Annotated in this window: 17 protein-coding genes; 3 read left to right on the plus strand and 14 right to left on the minus strand. The window is 63.3% G+C overall.

From position 1 onward, the window contains the following. The 6 genes from D3260_RS18185 to fsa all read right to left on the minus strand — a co-directional run. A partial coding sequence (locus D3260_RS18185; RefSeq protein ID WP_370456316.1) for an ATP-binding cassette domain-containing protein occupies positions 1 to 193 on the minus strand: 193 nt, incomplete at its 3' end. A 134-nt stretch (positions 194 to 327) separates the two neighbouring features. Beyond that, positions 328 to 1,161 carry a carbohydrate ABC transporter permease gene (locus D3260_RS14495; RefSeq protein ID WP_120099327.1) on the minus strand — a complete coding sequence of 278 codons (834 nt, stop codon included), beginning with the start codon at positions 1,159 to 1,161 and terminating at the stop codon, positions 328 to 330. Further along, entirely contained in the window at positions 1,158 to 2,090 is a 933-nt protein-coding gene (locus D3260_RS14500; protein ID WP_120099328.1) for a carbohydrate ABC transporter permease, read from the minus strand. Before D3260_RS14500 ends, D3260_RS14495 begins: the two co-directional genes overlap by 4 nt. Positions 2,091 to 2,187: 97 nt before the next feature. Further along, a complete protein-coding gene (locus tag D3260_RS14505; protein WP_120099329.1) occupies positions 2,188 to 3,507 on the minus strand; it encodes a sugar ABC transporter substrate-binding protein in 1,320 nt (439 codons plus the stop codon). 211 nt (positions 3,508 to 3,718) lie between these two features. Then, on the minus strand, positions 3,719 to 4,669 hold the full coding sequence (locus D3260_RS14510; protein ID WP_120099330.1) for a sugar kinase: 951 nt from the start codon (positions 4,667 to 4,669) through the stop codon (positions 3,719 to 3,721). A 2-nt stretch (positions 4,670 to 4,671) separates the two neighbouring features. Further along, complete coding sequence (fsa, locus tag D3260_RS14515; protein ID WP_120099331.1) at positions 4,672 to 5,328, minus strand: fructose-6-phosphate aldolase; 657 nt, start codon at positions 5,326 to 5,328, stop codon at positions 4,672 to 4,674. Between the two features lie 192 nt (positions 5,329 to 5,520). Between fsa and xylB the strand changes: the two genes are divergently transcribed. The 3 genes from xylB to pqqE all read left to right on the plus strand — a co-directional run bounded on the left by xylB (position 5,521) and on the right by pqqE (position 8,482). Further along, complete coding sequence (gene xylB, locus D3260_RS14520) at positions 5,521 to 7,044, plus strand: xylulokinase (protein WP_199671529.1); 1,524 nt, start codon at positions 5,521 to 5,523, stop codon at positions 7,042 to 7,044. A 103-nt stretch (positions 7,045 to 7,147) separates the two neighbouring features. Beyond that, positions 7,148 to 7,225 carry a pyrroloquinoline quinone precursor peptide PqqA gene (pqqA, locus tag D3260_RS14525; protein WP_120099374.1) on the plus strand — a complete coding sequence of 26 codons (78 nt, stop codon included), beginning with the start codon at positions 7,148 to 7,150 and terminating at the stop codon, positions 7,223 to 7,225. 96 nt (positions 7,226 to 7,321) lie between these two features. After that, a complete protein-coding gene (gene pqqE, locus D3260_RS14530) occupies positions 7,322 to 8,482 on the plus strand; it encodes a pyrroloquinoline quinone biosynthesis protein PqqE (protein WP_120099332.1) in 1,161 nt (386 codons plus the stop codon). 75 nt (positions 8,483 to 8,557) lie between these two features. Here the strand turns inward: pqqE and pqqD are convergent, their stop codons facing one another. The 8 genes from pqqD to cyoA form a co-directional block, all read right to left on the minus strand. Next, entirely contained in the window at positions 8,558 to 8,845 is a 288-nt protein-coding gene (pqqD, locus tag D3260_RS14535) for a pyrroloquinoline quinone biosynthesis peptide chaperone PqqD (RefSeq protein WP_120099333.1), read from the minus strand. Beyond that, complete coding sequence (gene pqqC / locus D3260_RS14540) at positions 8,835 to 9,602, minus strand: pyrroloquinoline-quinone synthase PqqC (protein WP_233544097.1); 768 nt, start codon at positions 9,600 to 9,602, stop codon at positions 8,835 to 8,837. Before pqqC ends, pqqD begins: the two co-directional genes overlap by 11 nt. Further along, on the minus strand, positions 9,599 to 10,507 hold the full coding sequence (pqqB, locus tag D3260_RS14545) for a pyrroloquinoline quinone biosynthesis protein PqqB (protein ID WP_120099335.1): 909 nt from the start codon (positions 10,505 to 10,507) through the stop codon (positions 9,599 to 9,601). The genes pqqC and pqqB overlap by 4 nt, the downstream gene beginning before the upstream one ends. Further along, positions 10,507 to 11,691: a M48 family metallopeptidase gene (locus tag D3260_RS14550; RefSeq protein ID WP_158583556.1), complete on the minus strand. Its 1,185-nt coding sequence runs from the start codon at positions 11,689 to 11,691 to the stop codon at positions 10,507 to 10,509. Before D3260_RS14550 ends, pqqB begins: the two co-directional genes overlap by 1 nt. A gap of 227 nt (positions 11,692 to 11,918) precedes the next feature. After that, the gene (gene cyoD / locus D3260_RS14555) at positions 11,919 to 12,269 is read right to left on the minus strand and encodes a cytochrome o ubiquinol oxidase subunit IV (RefSeq protein ID WP_120099337.1); all 351 of its coding nucleotides are present in this window, start codon (positions 12,267 to 12,269) and stop codon (positions 11,919 to 11,921) included. Further along, positions 12,266 to 12,868 carry a cytochrome o ubiquinol oxidase subunit III gene (gene cyoC, locus D3260_RS14560; RefSeq protein ID WP_120099338.1) on the minus strand — a complete coding sequence of 201 codons (603 nt, stop codon included), beginning with the start codon at positions 12,866 to 12,868 and terminating at the stop codon, positions 12,266 to 12,268. The genes cyoD and cyoC overlap by 4 nt, the downstream gene beginning before the upstream one ends. Positions 12,869 to 12,932: 64 nt before the next feature. Beyond that, positions 12,933 to 14,927 carry a cbb3-type cytochrome c oxidase subunit I gene (locus D3260_RS14565; protein WP_120099339.1) on the minus strand — a complete coding sequence of 665 codons (1,995 nt, stop codon included), beginning with the start codon at positions 14,925 to 14,927 and terminating at the stop codon, positions 12,933 to 12,935. A gap of 46 nt (positions 14,928 to 14,973) precedes the next feature. Next, positions 14,974 to 15,873 (minus strand): ubiquinol oxidase subunit II, encoded by a 900-nt coding sequence (gene cyoA / locus D3260_RS14570; RefSeq protein ID WP_120099340.1) that lies wholly within the window; start codon positions 15,871 to 15,873, stop codon positions 14,974 to 14,976. Positions 15,874 to 16,053: the final 180 nt, after the last annotated feature.

The raw sequence follows: 16,053 nt of genomic DNA on the forward strand, positions 1-16,053 counted from the left end.
GCATGGTCGTGGTCTTGCCACAGCCCGACGGGCCCACCAGTACGATGAATTCGCCGTCCTCGGTGGTCAGATTGAAATCGGTCACCGCCAGCGAGTCCGCGCCCGGATAGCGCTTGCCGAGGTTGTTGAGTGCTACGACTGCCATGGTTTTAACCTTATCTGTCTCGGAACATCCGCGAATGCATGCCGGCATTTCCCGCAAGCGGACGCGGATTCATGCCGACATGAACTGACGATCGCCGCGGTTTGCGCTCGACGCCGGCGTCGAGCGCCCGTGAACCCCGCGAATCTCGCGTGCATTGGCGGCGTGGTATCGGTATGCGTGACTTACTTGACCGCGCCGAAGGTCAGCCCGCGGACCATCTGACGCTGGGCGAACCAGCCGAGCACGATGATCGGGGCGATCGACAACACGGAGGCCGCCGACATCTTGGCCCAGAACACGCCTTCGGCCGATTTGAACGAGGCGATGTAGACCGGCAGCGTGGATGCCTGGAAGTTGGTCATCGTGATCGACCAGAACGACTCGTTCCACGCCAGAATGAGCGCGAGCAATCCGGTGGAGGCGAGCCCCGGCGTTGCCAGCGGCAGGATCACTTTCGTCATGATCTGCGCCATGCTGGCGCCGTCGATATCGGCGGCTTCGACCAGATCCTTCGGGATGTCACGGAAGTACGAATAGACCATCCAGATCATGATCGGCAGATTCATCGCCGTGAACAGCGCGATCAGACCCCAGACGTTGTCGAGCAGGCCGATGTTCTTGTAGACCAGAAAGATCGGCACCAGCACACCCACCGCCGGAATGAATTTGGTCGAAACCATCCACACGAGCGTGAAATCCGTGCGCTTGGAGGGGTAAAAGGCCATCGCGTAAGCCGCCGGCACGGTCAGCGCAAGCCCGATCAGCGTCGACACCACCGCCGTGAAGACCGAATTCCAGGCGTAGTGCAGATACCCGCGCCCTTGATTGAACGCGGTCTCGAAACTTGAAAGCGTCGGGTCGAAAAACAGGTGCGGCGTGATCGAGAACGCCTCGCTTTCGGTCTTGAACGCGGTCAGAAGCAGCCAGAACAGCGGGAAGAACATCAGCAGAGCCACGAGCCAGCCGAGTATGCCCAGCGCGACGCCCGATTTCGAAAAAGAGCGTGTCGCACTCATCGATTCTCTCCTGCGTTGAGATTGCCGGCGACGAACCGGATCAGGAAGATCGCGAAGAAGTTCGCGAGTATCACGGCCGCGACGGCCGCCGCCGATGAGACGCCGATATCGTACTGATTGAACACGGCCTGGTAGATGTAATACGGCAGGTTCGTCGTGGACGTGCCCGGCCCGCCGCTGGTGGTCGTGTAGATTTCGGCGAAGGAGGTCAAAAAGAAGATCGACTCGAGCATCACGACCACGTAGATCACCTGGCCGAGATGCGGAATCACGATGTGACGGAATTCATGCCATTTGTTGGCTCCGTCCAGCCGTACCGCCTCGAGCTGGTCCTCCGGCAGCGACTGCAACCCGGTGAGCAGAACGAGCAATGCGAACGGCGTCCATTCCCAGCCGATCATGGCGATGATGGAGGCCAGCGGGAACTGCCCGAGCCAGTCGATGGGCTCGAGACCGAACACACGGGCCAGCCAGGCAAAGATGCCGTAGCTCGGGTCCATGAGCATGTTCTTCCAGATCAGGCCGGTCACGACCGGCATGACGAAGAACGGGGCGACCGCCAGCGTGCGGGCCACGCCACGGCCGAAGAATTGGCGATGGAAAAGCAGCGCAAAGGCCAGCCCCAGGCCGATCGTAATCACCAGACAGACGCCGACGATGAGCAGCGTGATGCCCAGCGCACTCCAGAATGTCGGGTCGTTCCAGAGCGCCGCGTAATTACCGAGGCCGGCCCATCCGCTGACCGTCGGCATCATGAGGTTGTAGTTGCGGAACGAATAATAGGCCGTCATACCCAACGGCACGATCATCCAGACCAGCAGAAAGACAACCGCCGGGGCGAGCAGCCACTTGGCCGGCGCGCGACGCGCCTTCTCGCGCGCCGCGGCAGCGCGCGCGGTCTTCGTGTCAGTTGTTGCGGAAACAGCCACGTCCGTGGAACCTCGTACTCAGGAGCAAGTGATTCGTGAAACGACGGACGGGCGCGTCAGAACGCCCCCGCCCGTCTGCCTGAAGTCGCTTCGCGCGTTACTGCTTCTTGGGATAGCCGGACTGCTTCATCATGCGATCGGTGAAGCTTTCGGCCTGCTTGAGACCCTGCTCGACGCTGGTCCGCCCGGTGAGGATCGCCGCCATGGTCTGGCCGACACGAGTGCCGATCGCCTGGAACGGCGGAATGTCGACGAACTGGATACCGGTATAGGGCACTTTCTCCTGCGTCGGATTCGTCGGATCGGCCGTCTGGATCGCTTTTTCAACCAGCGGCGCGAACGCCGCGGCCTTCTTGTAGTTCGGGTTGTCGTAAGTGGACTTGCGCGTGCCCGGCGGCACGGACACCCAGCCGCGCTCGTTGCCGACCAGCTTGATGTATTCCTGCGATGTGGCCCACTCGATGAACGTCTTGGCCGCCTGCTGTTTGTTCGAGGATTTCGGCACCGCCAGCGCCCAGCTGTAGAGCCAGTGCGAACCCTTGGGCGTCTTGGCGACCGGGGCCTGGGCGAACCCGACCGAATCCGCGACCTTGGACGAGCTCGGATCCGACAGATAACCGGCGGCCACGGTGGAATCGATCCACATCGCACACTGGCCGTTGGCGAACAGCGTCTCGCTTTCCGTGAAACCGTTGGAGGTCACGCCGGGCGGGCCGTATTTGTTGAGTAGTGTCTTGTATTCGGTAGCGGCCTGTTTCCAGGCGCTCGAGGTCAACTGCGGCTTCCACTGCATATCGAACCAGCGGCCGCCGTAGGTGTTCACCATCGTCGAAAAGAACGCCATGTTCTCGCCCCACCCCGGCAAGCCGCGCAGGCAGATACCGTAGGTGTGGTTCTTCGGATCATTGAGCTTGGCCGCGAATTTCTGCACCTGATCGTAGGTCGGCTGTTCGGGCATCGTCAGCCCGGCCTTCTTGAACAGATCCTTGCGGTAGTAAGTGATCGACGATTCGGCATAGAACGGCAGCGCATAGAGCTGGCCGTCGCTCGACAGCCCCTCCTTGACCGAGCCCAGCAGGTCATCGGCCTTGTAATCGGCCGGCAGATTATCGAACGGCACGAGCCAGCCGTTGCGCGCCCAGATCGGCGTTTCATAGTTGGACAGCATGACGGCGTCGTACTGGCCGGCATTGGTCGCGATGTCCGTCGTGACCTTCTGGCGCAGCTCGTTCTCCGGAAGCGTCACCCAGTTGAGCTTGATGTTCGGATGCGATTTCTCGAACGCCGGCGAGAGCTTCTGCATCGTCACCATGTCCGGATTGTTGACCGTCGCGATGGTGATCTGGGTCGCCGCCTGGGCGGTCGTCAAGGAACCGGCCGCCAGCAAGGCGCCCGCTGCGAGATATCTTGTTTTCATGACCGAAGTCCTCTCCTCGTTGATGAGTCGGCGCTCGCGCCATTGCAGTGACGAACGCTGCGCCGCTGCAATATTGTTCTTATCTTGAAAATAAATTCGCCGCAGGACAATTCGCCTTTCATCGCATATGGATCGCCCACGAAAAAGGCCGTGAACCCAGTGGGTCCACGGCCTTTGAAACGCCGGGCCGGTCGCTTGCGAACGACGTGGGCTATGGCGTCACGGACGCCCCGTGTCCATCGATGAAGGCCTCCAGCTCGGCGCGTGTGCTGGTACCTTCCATGGCACCGCGGCGCGAGACGGCGCTTGCCCCGGCCGCATTGGCATAGACCAGCGCCTGGCTGGCGGCCATGCCCTGCGTGCGCAGCGTACAGAACGTTGCACCGAAGGAATCGCCGGCCCCGGTCGGATCGACCTCGGAGACCTGGAAACTCTCGAACGCCTGCCTGCCCTGGTCGTCATAGTAACGACAGCCCTTGGCGCCGTGCTTCCAGGCGATCTCGGCCACACCGAGTTCCAGAGCCCGTTCGACCGCGGCCTCGTCGTCGTCGATATCCAGCAACACGTTCAGCTCGCTGTCGCTCGGCAACAGGATGTCGGTGCGCGAAACCAGATCCGTGAGCGCCTGACGCGCCCCGGGCCGTGCCAGGGTTTCCTTGCGCACGTTGGGATCGAACGACACCCGCCCACCGGCGGCCTTGACCCGTTCGCTGACACGCCGAGCCAGGTCGATCATGTGGCCGGAGAAAAGCGATGTGCCGGCGATATGAAACAGCTTCGCACCGTCGAGCACGTCGTCGAACTGGTTCGGCTCGATCGCCGCACAGGCGCCGTTGGCGATGTTGAAGATGAAATCCCGGCTGCCGTCGTCGTAGTAGGTGACGAAGGCACTCGCGGTGGTGTGCTCGGCCCGCGTGTGGATCGCCGAGACATCGACCGCGTCGCGCGCCAGCCGTGCCACCAGCATGCGACCGAAGGCATCGTCGCCGACGCAGCTGACCATGGCAGCCGTGCTGCCCAGCCTGGCTGCCTGATCGATGAAGATCGCCGGCGCCCCACCGGGAAACGGTCCGGCGAAGGTGCCGGCCGTACCCAGCGACTGGTTGCGCTCGGTGGCCATGAACTCGGCGAGCACTTCGCCGAACGTCACGATCTCGGCCATGGTTACAGGATCGACTGGCCGGAGGACTTCCAGTCCGCGACGAACTGCTCGAGGCCATTGTCGGTGAGCGGATGGTTGAACATCTGATGGAGCACCTTCGGCGGCACGGTCACCACATCGGCACCGGACAGCGCCGCCTGGACAACGTGCTGCGGGCCACGAATCGATGCAGCCAGCACCTGCGTGTTGATGTGCGGATAACCGGCATAGATCTCGCTGATGTCGCGGATCAGGGTCATGCCTTCCTGGCCGATATCGTCCAGGCGACCGATGAAGGGCGAGATGTAGGTTGCGCCCACCTTGGCGGCAAGCAGCGCCTGCGCGGCCGAGAAACACAGCGTGACGTTGATCTCCTGGCCATTGTCGACGAGATTCTTGCCCACCTTGAGGCCGGCCGGCGTGAGCGGCACCTTCACACAGACGTTGTCGGCGATCGTGGCGAGCTTTTCGCCTTCCTTCATCATCGTGTCGTAATCCGTCGCCGCGACTTCGGCGCTGACCGGACCGTCGACGACCTTGCAGATTTCGGTGATCGTTTCGATGAAGTCCTTGCCGGCCTTGTTGATCAGACTCGGGTTGGTGGTCACGCCATCCAGCATGCCCATGTCGGCCAGCTCGCGGATCTCGTCCACATTGGCGGTATCGACGAAGAATTTCATGATGGCTTCCTCTTTACAGTGATGGCGACGAACGGACCGTATGGCCGTCCGGCCGGCTAGTGTATGGTTTCGGTCCCAACAATAACGCGTGAGCACACCGTGTGCCCAATGCCATGGTGTCGAGTCGCGCGCTGAACCACTCGAGCCTGTGGGCGATTCGACGGGCTCAGTTTCGCACGAGGAGACTCTCAAATGAGCGGCGACATGCGTCAGTGTTTCATCGGCCTGGATATCGGCACCAGCAGCGCCAAGGGTGTACTGGTCGATGCCGCCGGCCACGTGCTCGCGCGTGCCGGGGCGGATTACCCGATGGCCACGCCGCGACCCGGCTGGACCGAGCAGTCTCCGGAAGACTGGTGGGCAGCATCCCGCGATGTGCTGACACAACTCACCGAGGCCAGCCCGACGCCGCCGGCCGCGATCGGCCTGACCGGCCAGATGCACGGCGCGGTGTTCCTGGATGCCGACGGCGCGGTGATCCGGCCGGCCATCCTCTGGAACGATCAGCGCACCGGCGAGGCCTGTGCCGACATCGAGGCCACGGTCGGCGCCGAACAGCTCCGCCGCATCACCGGCAACCCCGCACTGACCGGCTTCCAGGCCCCCAAGATTCTCTGGCTGCGTGACCACGAGCCCGACCACTACGCTCGTCTGGCCCACGTGCTGCTGCCCAAGGACTATATCCGCTACCGGCTGTCCGGCGCGTTTGCCACGGATGCCTCCGATGCCGCCGGCACCCTGCTGCTCGACCTGGCCGCACGTGACTGGTCCCAGGAAATCCTGGACGCGCTGGATATTCCGCGCGACTGGTTGCCGAGCGTGCACGAGAGCCCGGAGATCTGTGCCCATGTCAGCGCCGACGGGGCCGAGGCCAGCGGTCTGGCGGTCGAGACCCCGATTGCCGCCGGCGCCGGCGACAACGCCGCGGCCGCGGTTGGCGGCGGCATCGTCGGCTCGGGCACGGCACTGGTCTCGATCGGCACCTCCGGCGTGGTCTTCGCCCACAGCGAATCGGCCACGCCCGATACGACCGGCGAACTGCACTGCTTCTGTCACGCTGTCCCCGGCGCCTACCATCTAATGGGCGTGTCGCTGGCCTCGGGCGGCAGTCTGCAGTGGTATGCCGACCGTATTGCCAGCGACGAAGCTGCCGTGGCCCAGCGCCTCGGGCGCAACCTCCACGGCCTGCTGGCCGATGAGGCCGGCACCGTCGCCCCGGGCGCGGACGATCTGTATTTCCTGCCGTATCTGGCCGGCGAACGCACGCCGCACATGGACCCCGATGCCCGTGGCGCCTGGATCGGGCTGACGCTGTCGCACGATCGACGCCATATGGTCCGCGCAATCCTGGAGGGTGTGGCGTTCTCGCTGCGCGACTCGCTGGTGCGCATCGAGGCCCAGGGCGTGGTCCCCGAACGGCTGCTGCTGGGCGGCGGCGGCGCACACAGCGCGGTCTGGCGCCACATCATCGCGGCCGTGCTCGACAAGCCTGTTGCCGTGCAGACCGATCAGGAGGGCCCGGCGTACGGCGCAACGCTGCTCGCCGCCGTCGGCGCGGGCGTTCATGCCGACGTGGCAGCCGCCGTCGATGCCATGGTCGATGTGCCCACTGAATTCGAGCAACCGGATGCCAACCTGGTGGCCGAATATGGACCGCGCTACCGTCGATTCACGAAACTCTATCCCGCCATTCGGGATGCGCTATCCTCGTCATAGACAGATTCCATACACAATCGCGCAATTCGGCGTACAGTAGACTCCATGGACGCCGCGTGGCGATCACCGAACACCCCACCCACGACAGCACAGGAGAACGCTTATGAAACAATGGACGACGCCGAAGGCTCATGACCTGCGCCTGGGCTTTGAAATCACGATGTATGTCAGCAACAGCTAGCCGCTAGCTGACACATCCAGGGCTCGCAAGAGCCCCAGCAGGGAGAAGGGGGCGCTAACCGCCCCCTTCTTTTTTGTCCGCGCCTTGCCCCCGACCATGACCCAACCGCTACGTCACGACGGAACGACACCGGCCCGACCGCTCTGGCTTCTGGCCGAACTCACCTATGCCTGCCCGCTGCAGTGTCCGTACTGCAGCAATCCGACCGAAATGGCCGGCATTCGAGCCGAAATGACGACGGACGACTGGTTCAAGGTCCTGCGTGAAGCCCGGAGCCTGGGCGCCGCTCAGCTCGGCCTGTCCGGCGGCGAACCGCTCGTGCGATCGGACCTGGAAACGATCGTCGCCGAAGCCGCGCGTCTGGGTTATTACTCGAACCTCATCACGTCGGGCATCGGCATGGACGAAGCCCGCGTCAACGCGTTGGCCGAAGCCGGGCTCGATCATATCCAGATCAGCTTTCAGGCCTCCAACGAAGAGCGCAACGATTTTCTCGCCGGCGCGGCCTCCTTCGAAAAGAAGAAAGACATGGCCCGCGCGGTCAAGGCCGCCGGCTACCCGATGGTGCTCAACATCGTGCTACATCGACACAACATCGATGATATCGACGACATCATCGCGATGGCCGAGTCGCTGGACGCCGACTACGTCGAGCTCGCGAACACGCAGTACTACGGTTGGGCCTGGCACAACCGTGAACAGTTGCTCCCCACACGCGAGCAGCTCGACCGCGCCCACGCAGCCACCGCCCGTTACCGGGCCGAGCACGGGCGCATGAAGCTCTATTTCGTCTCGCCCGATTATTATCAGGACCGACCGAAAGCCTGCATGAGCGGCTGGGGCGATCTGTTTCTCAACGTTGCCCCGGACGGCATCGCCCTGCCCTGCCACGCGGCCCGCCAGCTGCCGGGCCTGACATTTCCCGACGTGCGCAAACACGATATCGCCTGGATCTGGAACGAATCCGAGGCCTTCAACCACTTCCGCGGCTTCGACTGGATGCGCGAGCCCTGTCGCTCCTGCGTGGAAAAACACGATGACTTCGGCGGCTGTCGTTGTCAGGCCTGGATGCTCACCGGCGACATGTACGCCACCGATCCCGTCTGTGCCAAATCCCCCGCGCATCATCGGGTCACCGATGCGGTGGCGCGCGCCAATGCACGACCGGCTGAAGCCGCGGCCGCGCAACCGATCGTCTTTCGCAACATGAAGAATTCGAAGACGCTGCGTGCCCGCCCACAGACCGGCGACGACTGACGGCCCCAGGCCCCAGGGCTGACCGATCGCCCGGCGAAATCGTCCACGGCCGCGGTCGCGCTGCGACGCCTGTCGTCAGGCCACCAGACGCACCCAGCCGTGCGATCGCGCCAGTTCCAGGAAGGCCCGGACATCCGCGGCCAGGTCAACATCGCCGAATTCGACGCGCAACGCCTCGCACAGCCCCGCCACCGAGCGCTCGCCGTCGCAGCGCTTCAGGATCTCCGCGGCCGGCTCATTGAGCGTGATCATGCCCTCGGGATAAAGCAGGACATGACAATCCTGGGCCGGCTCGAACTGCAGTCGATAGCCCCGGGCCAGCTGCGGCACAGCATCCGCGTGAATCGGCGTCTCAGTCGTCATGGTCGATCTCGGGCACGGGCGGACATCCCTGATACGGCGGCCGATCCTCGACATAAGCCATCCACATGGCATCAAGCATCGACCAGAGCACATCGAGCTTGAACTGCAGAATGTCCAGTGCGCGCTCTTGATCGGTCCGCGTGGTGAAATGATCGAGCGTGACGTTGAGCCCGTGCTCGACGTCACGCCGCGCCTCGGACAATCGCTTGCGGAAATAACCCAGACCGTCATCGGCGATCCACGGATAATGATCCGGCCAGCCGGTCAGACGTTGCTGATGAATTTCGGGCGCAAAAAGCTCGGTCAGCGACGAACAGGCGGCTTCCTGCCAGCTCGCACGTCGCGCGAAGTTCACGTAGGCATCGACGGCGAAGCGTACGCCGGGCAGCACATCCGTCTCGGCGGCCACGCGGTCGCGATCCATGCCGCAGGCCGCGGCCAGCGCCAGCCAGGCCTCGATGCCCCCGGGATCGTCGCCCGTGCCATCGTGATCGAGAATCCGCTGCACCCAGAGCCGCCGCGTGGCCGGGTCCGGACAGTTGGCCAACACGTTGGCGTCCTTGATCGGGATGCACACCTGATAGTGATAGCGATTAGCCACCCAGCCCTGGATCTGCGCGCGGCTCGCCCGGCCCTCGTGCATCAACCGGTGATACGGATGATGGATGTGGTAGCGCGCGCCGAGCGCCCGCAGCTTGGCCTCGAAGACATCCCTCGGCCAGGCCGGCGCCTGCGATGTTGTGTCACGCACACTCACGTCACGATCTCCATGCCGTCATGGGCCACCTCGACCCCGGCGGCAGCCACCGTCGCCCGGGCTTCAGAATCCGGATCCAGGATCGGGTTGGTGTTGTTGATATGGATCAGCACCCGGCGTTTGTCCGGCCAGCGCGCCAATGTCGCGAGCATGCCCTGCTCGCCAGACTGCGGCAGGTGGCCCATGCTGGCCGCTGTCTTGCGCCCAACGCCCTGGTCGATCATCTCGGTTTCGGTGAAGAAGGTGCCATCGACGAGCAACACATCGCTGGCCGCCATCTCGGCTGCCACCACGTCGTCGATCGCCCCGAGGCCCGGCGCGTAGAACACCCGCCGACCGGTCGCTGCGTCCGTCAGCACCAGCCCGATATTGTCGCCCGGCGTCGGCGCCTGGCGATGCGGCGAATAAGGCGGGGCCGCCGAAGACAACGCCACGGCCCGGAGCCCGACGCCGGGCAGCACATCCAGAGAGATATCCCGCCCCGGCACGATTTCATGCCAGTCGGCACCGCAGTAATGCGACAACACGTTGAAAAGTGGCCAGCCGGTGGTCAGGTCCTCGTACACCTGGCGCGTGCAGTGCACATCGAGCTTTTCGCCCTCGCGCAGCAGGGTCAAACCGGCGGTATGGTCGATCTGGCTGTCCATCAGCAGGACCGCCCCGATACCCGTGCCGCGACGCCCCGGGGCCGGTCGCAGCGCCGGCGTGGCCAGAATCTGCTGGCGTATGTCGGGAGAGGCGTTGATCAACAACCAGTCTTCACCACGACCCCGGACCGCGATCGAGGACTGCGTCCGCGCGCTGGCCCGGGTCTGGCCGTCGTGCAACGCGCGATTCAGGCCCACATTGCTGTTCCACTGGGGAAAACCGCCACCCGCGGCCGATCCCAGAACCTTTATTTCCATCATGACTCTCGATTCGCTGAGCGATACCGTGCGGTCAACGCGTCGAGACGCGCCTGGTCCGCCGGGTGCGTTGCATAATACATGCGATAAAGCCGATGCAGCCCCGCGCGGTGCGGATTCATCGCGAACAGCCGCTCAAGTGCGGCGCGTAGCTGTGCCGTCGATGTGTGGCGACAGGCAAAGGCATCGGCCACGAACTCGCAGCGTCGTCGATAGGTCACCAGAGCGACCTGATACAGCCAGGCCACGGGCGCGGCGAGCAGCCACAGCACCAGAAGAACCAGGGGCAAACCAAGCCCGGGCCAGCCGGCATGCACGAGCATGATGCCAGCCGCCACGTAAATCACGCCGGCGGCGCCGCGAATCGCCTCGTGAACCGCAATGTGATGTGCCCGGGCATGCCCCAGTTCGTGCGCGATCACCGGTGTCAGCAGGTCTGCCGGCAGGTATTGCAACAATCCCCGGGTGACCAGGATGCGTACCCGCCCAGGGCCACGCACCACGCGCGCCCCGACAGCCTCGGCGGCCGGCCCGTCCTGCAGAACCCGTATATCGGCCGAGGCGAATCCGCAGCGTGCGGCGAGCCCGTCGAGCGCCGCGGCAAGCGCGGCATCGGCGATCGGCGCTCGTCGGCCGCCGACCTCGTTCCGGCCGTACGGCAATGCCTGCCTCAAGACGAATGCCATGCCCCAGCCCAGAGCGGCGGCTGCAGCACCGATCGAACCCGGCTGTCCGACGAGGCCGTCACCGGCGACCGCCAACCCGCCGCTCAGCAGCACGGCTGCCAGTCGAGGCAAGCCGCCGCCGAACGCGGAACGCAGCGGCATACGGCCAATCACGACATCGCATGCCACCCCAAGCACGAGGCAATCTATTGCCACGATGCTCACCGCCAGTATCAAGGCACTCCCGACACCCTGTATTGCGCCGAAACCCAACGCGCCGATCAACAGCGCGCCGCCAATTCCGGCCCGGCCGACTGTCGTCAACGCCCGCCACACTCGTTGTCGGGCACGGTCCAGACCGAGCGCGCGCGCCGCCGGTTCGACGTCGGCCCGTCGAAACAGGAAACGGCGCTGCAGCACATACAACCCGATGTCACAGACAAGGCCGAGCCCTATCCAGACCAGCAGGAGTGACAGCAGGAGAGCCGGGGCAGTCAGAGCAGGCTCCGCGGACGACATATCGTCAATTCTAGGCGCTGTCCGGCCAGCATACGACCCGGACATGACGCATCGACCGCCCCGGCGTCACGGCGTGCGCTCAGGCAACCGGCCGGCGAGCGTTGCCCATGGCGTCATGGGCGTCTTTACCGCCGGCCGCAGCGTGTTGATCGGCGCCATCAAAAAAGCCGACGGGCCACGGCCCGCCGGCTTTGTCTCGCGAGACTTTCTTTGGATGCGCCGGACCGCTACATACCGCCAATCATGGTGCGCATCTCGAGGCTGTACATCAACCACAGCGTGCCGCCGACCAGAACCGCCAGAATCAGCACGGTGAAGGCTCCGGAGCCCGCGTTCCAGGCATTCCCGCCAGAGAAATCCAGGTGCAGGAAGAAGAACAGATGCACCAGAATCTGAACCACGGCAGTCACCGCGACCACAGCCAGCGTGGCCCCCATGCCGAACCAGCCGAAGGCCACGGCCGCGAACGGGATGGCCGTCAACACGAGAGACAGGACAAAGCCGGTGACATACGTCTTGAAATTGAGCCCGCCCAGGCGGGTGTCGTCATGATGCGACTCGTCGACCGAATGGCTCATTGCATGACTCCCGAAAGATAGACGGTGGAGAACACCGCGATCCACACGATGTCCAGAAAGTGCCAGAACAGGGACAGCCGGAACAGGCGCGAGGCGACCGCGGGCGTCACGCCCTTGACGGCGATCTGCCCGACCATCGCCAGGATCCAGATCAGGCCGAACGTCACGTGCGTACCGTGTGTACCCACCAGTGTGAAGAACGCCGACAGGAACGCGCTCGTCTGTGGCCCGGCACCTTCGCCGACCAGCTCGAGGAATTCGTGGACCTCGAGCAGCACGAACAGCAGCCCGAAGATGAAAGTGACGAGCAACCAAAGCAGTAGCTCACCCTTCTTCTTGGCATGCATCGCCAGCATGGCCATGCCGAAGGTGATGCTCGAGAACAGCAGCGCCATCGTCTCGAAGAAGACGTCCCGCAGCTTGAAAAGCTCATGGCCGTCCGGGCCGCCGTTGTAGTGACTCGACACGGTCACGAACATCGTGAACAGCATCGAGAAGAGGATGACGTCGCTCATCAGGTACACCCAGAACCCGAAATTCACCACGGTGTTCGGGTTGGATGCGCCATGAACGGTGTTGGTCCCGGCATGACTCGTCATAGGAATTCCAATTCGCTCACGAAGACTTGAAAAAACACATTAGGGCCGCGCCCGACGTGGTCGATCAGACCACGCCGGCCTTGGCGAGCTTTTCGAAACGGGCATTCTCGGTCCGTTCCACTTCGGCCGCGGGGATGGTGTGCCAGGTGTCTTCCTCGTCCTGACAACCACGCGCGATGATCGTCGCCAGCATGCCGAGACCCGAGACGATCACCAGCCACCAGATGTGCCAGATCAGCCCGAAGCCGAGCGTGAACGACAACACCCCGATGATCAGCCCGGCCACGGTATTGTTGGGCATCCGGATATCGTCGTACTTGTCGGGCCGGGCGAAGGCCAGACCGCGCGCTTTCATGTCCGCCCAGGCATCGCGCCCCTCGACGGTCGGGATGACCGCGAAGTTGTACTCGGCGGGCGGCGAATCGGTCGCCCAGTCCAGCGTCCGGCCATTCCACGGATCGCCGGTCAGATCGGCGAGTTGTTCACGGTCACGCACCGAGACGATCAGCTGCATCACCATGCTCACCACGCCAAACAGCACGAACAGCGCACCGATGGCTGCCACGATCAAGAACGGCTGCCAGGCCGGGTCCGCGTAGGTGACCATGCGTCGCGGCATGCCCATCAGACCCAGAATATAAAGCGGCATGAAGGCCATGTAGAAGCCGATGGTCCAGCCCCAGAACGCGCGTCGTCCCCAGACTTCATCGAGCCGGAAGCCGAAGGCCTTCGGGAACCAGTAGTGATAGCCCGCGAACAGACCGAAGAGCATCCCCGGAATCAGCACGTTATGGAAATGCGCCACCAGGAACAGACTGTTGTGCATCTTGAAGTCGATGCCCGGGATGGCAAGCATGACGCCGGACATGCCGCCGATCGTGAACGTGATGATGAAGCTGAGCGTCCACAGAATCGGCAGGTTGAAGCGGATGCGGCCACGGAACATCGTGAACAGCCAGTCATAGATCTTCACACCGGTCGGCACACCGATGATCATCGTCGCGATGGCGAAGATCGAGTTACGGGTGGCGTCCTGGCCCATCGTGAAGAAGTGATGCACCCATACGGTGAAGGACAACAGCGCGATCACCATGGTCGCGTAGACTAGCGAGGCATAGCCGAAGATCCGCTTGTTCGAGTAGGTCGCCACGACTTCGGAGAACACGCCAAAGGCCGGGAGGATCAGAATATAGACCTCCGGATGTCCCCAGACCCAGAACATGTTCACGAACATCATTTGGTTGCCGCCGCCGTCGGACGTGAAGAAATGCGTGCCGACGTAGCGATCCAGCGTGAGCAGGGCCAACACGACGGTCAGCGCCGGGAACGCCAGCACCATCAGAATGTTGGTGCACAGCGAGGTCCAGGTGAACAACGGCATCCGCATCAGCGTCATGCCCGGCGCGCGTTCCTTCATGATCGTCACGAGGAAGTTGATGCCGGTCAATGTTGTCCCGATACCGGATATCTGTAGCGCCCAGATCCAGTAGTCGACACCCACGCCCGGATTCGCCTTGATACCGGAATACGGCGCATACCCCGTCCAGCCGGCGTCGGAGAAATGGCCCACGGCGAGCGAGACCATCACGAGCATGCCGGAGGAGGCGGTCAGCCAAAGGCTCACGGCGTTGACGTACGGGAAGGCCACATCACGCGCGCCGATCTGTGTGGGCACCGCAATATTCATCAGACCGATGAGAAACGGCATGCCCATGAAGAAGATCATCATGGTGCCGTGGCCGGTGAACAGCTCGGCGAAGTGATGCGCCGGCAAGTAGCCGGTCTCGCCGGGGCCGGCGAATGCCTGCTGGGCCCGCATCATCAACGCGTCGACGAATCCGCGCAGCAGGAAGATCATGGCGATGATGATGTACATCACGCCGATCTTCTTGTGGTCGACCGTGGTCAGCCACTCCTTGTAGAGATACTTCCACTGGCCGAAATAGGTCACGCCGGCCGCGATCCCAATCGCGACGACCAGCATCAGCACATCGGCACTCAGAATGATCGCGCTGTCGAAGGGCAGCGCATCGAGAGAAAGCTTGCCTAGGAAATTCATGTACTCATCTCACTGAGAGCTTCGGACTCACACGCAACGACCGGAATCAATGGGCGGCGCTCTTGTCGAGCTCGGCATGCATGGCCGAGCCCTTGGGCGCATGGAACTGCCCGATGATGTCGCCGAACAGGCCTTCGGACACCGGCGCGAAATACACCGCGTTCTCCACCACACTCGGCTCGGCGAACTTCTGGAACGTCGCCAGATCCAGCGAAGAGCCCTGCTGACGCACCTTGGCGATCCACTGCTGGTAATCGCTCTCGCTCATCGCTTTCGCCACGAAGCGCATCTTCGCGAAGCCTTCGCCGTTGTACTGATAGTTGCCGCCGTCGAAGTCGCCCTTCTCGTGCGACATCAGATGCAGTTTCGTCTGCATGCCCGACATCGCGAAGATCTGGGTGCCCATGCGCTGCACCATGAACGCGTTCATCACGGAGTTGGAGGTCAGGTGAATCTCCAGCGGCGTGTCGACCGGGAAGGCGAACTCGTTGACCGAGGCGACGTGTTCGTCCGGATAGATGAACAGCCATTTCCAGTCCGTGGCCACGGCCTCGATCTCGAGCGGCGGCTTGTCCGACTCGATCGCCTTGTAGGGATCCAGATCGTGCGTGGAGATCCAGGTGATGACCGCCAGGATGATCAGGATGACGATCGGGCCACCCCAGCAGAACACCTCGACCAGCCAGGAATGATCCCAGTCCGGCGTATAGGCCGAATTCGAGCTCGTCGAACGATAGTGCCAGGCGATGAACACCGTTCCCGCGACGATCGGGATCAACACGAACAGCAACAGCAGGATCGTATAGATCGTGACGTCACGCTCGGTTTCGCCGATCGGGCCGACCGGATTCATCGTTGACAGGCTGCTGAGGCTGCAGCCGCTGACGAGTAGCAGCAGGGCGATGGTAGCCACCCCCGCCGACAAACGAAGACTATTTCTCAGCATTGCGTCTCAAGCCTTGGAGCCGATGGCATCGACCGGAACATCGGTTACGCGTGTCGCATCGGAACTCGTGAAACGGCGGGGCCGGCATCCCGCCGCCGACCCGTGTCCGTAAAGCACAAACCGTCGCTCGGTTTATGTTTCACGGCTCGCAAAATACATGCGCCGTTCAGCTCCGGTCAA

The sequence above is a fragment of the Salinisphaera sp. Q1T1-3 genome (assembly GCF_003602005.1).
Classification (GTDB): domain Bacteria; phylum Pseudomonadota; class Gammaproteobacteria; order Nevskiales; family Salinisphaeraceae; genus Salinisphaera.

What these genes read in the sequence shown, in the direction of transcription:
- pqqB (WP_120099335.1), bottom strand. Translation starts at nt 10,507, where the DNA reads ATGGAAATAAAGGTTCTGGGATCGGCCGCGGGTGGCGGTTTTCCCCAG.
- cyoC (WP_120099338.1), bottom strand. Translation starts at nt 12,868, where the DNA reads ATGACGAGTCATGCCGGGACCAACACCGTTCATGGCGCATCCAACCCG.
- D3260_RS14495 (WP_120099327.1), bottom strand. Translation starts at nt 1,161, where the DNA reads ATGAGTGCGACACGCTCTTTTTCGAAATCGGGCGTCGCGCTGGGCATA.
- D3260_RS14550 (WP_158583556.1), bottom strand. Translation starts at nt 11,691, where the DNA reads ATGTCGTCCGCGGAGCCTGCTCTGACTGCCCCGGCTCTCCTGCTGTCA.
- D3260_RS14510 (WP_120099330.1), bottom strand. Translation starts at nt 4,669, where the DNA reads ATGGCCGAGATCGTGACGTTCGGCGAAGTGCTCGCCGAGTTCATGGCC.
- fsa (WP_120099331.1), bottom strand. Translation starts at nt 5,328, where the DNA reads ATGAAATTCTTCGTCGATACCGCCAATGTGGACGAGATCCGCGAGCTG.
- xylB (WP_199671529.1), top strand. Translation starts at nt 5,521, where the DNA reads ATGAGCGGCGACATGCGTCAGTGTTTCATCGGCCTGGATATCGGCACC.
- pqqA (WP_120099374.1), top strand. Translation starts at nt 7,148, where the DNA reads ATGAAACAATGGACGACGCCGAAGGCTCATGACCTGCGCCTGGGCTTT.
- cyoD (WP_120099337.1), bottom strand. Translation starts at nt 12,269, where the DNA reads ATGAGCCATTCGGTCGACGAGTCGCATCATGACGACACCCGCCTGGGC.
- pqqD (WP_120099333.1), bottom strand. Translation starts at nt 8,845, where the DNA reads ATGACGACTGAGACGCCGATTCACGCGGATGCTGTGCCGCAGCTGGCC.
- cyoA (WP_120099340.1), bottom strand. Translation starts at nt 15,873, where the DNA reads ATGCTGAGAAATAGTCTTCGTTTGTCGGCGGGGGTGGCTACCATCGCC.
- D3260_RS14565 (WP_120099339.1), bottom strand. Translation starts at nt 14,927, where the DNA reads ATGAATTTCCTAGGCAAGCTTTCTCTCGATGCGCTGCCCTTCGACAGC.
- D3260_RS14505 (WP_120099329.1), bottom strand. Translation starts at nt 3,507, where the DNA reads ATGAAAACAAGATATCTCGCAGCGGGCGCCTTGCTGGCGGCCGGTTCC.
- pqqE (WP_120099332.1), top strand. Translation starts at nt 7,322, where the DNA reads ATGACCCAACCGCTACGTCACGACGGAACGACACCGGCCCGACCGCTC.